Annotated in this window: 1 pseudogene; it reads left to right on the top strand. The window is 64.1% G+C overall.

What is annotated here, in order from left to right:
• Positions 1-245, top strand: a pseudogene (locus RAD04_RS39055) (bestrophin family protein); the annotation flags it as partial.

The following is a 245-nucleotide window of genomic DNA, read 5'->3' as shown; positions in this document are numbered from 1 at the left end:
AACCACCCCAACCCGCCCGACAGCCTGCTGCAAACCCTGGGGGCAGGCTTTTCCGAGCTGGCCCAGCGCGGTGTGATCAGTGACTGGCGCTACACCCAATTGGAAACCCGTCTGGTCGGCTTGAGCCAGGTGCAGGCGGCCTGCGAGCGGATCAAGCACACACCGCTGCCCTTCCCCTACACGTTGCTGTTGCACCGCACCATCTACCTGTTCTGCATTCTGCTGCCGTTCGCCATGGCCGAGCC

This window comes from Bradyrhizobium sp. 25ACV (genome assembly GCF_054863005.1).
This window is presented reverse-complemented; position numbering and strand designations above follow the sequence as displayed.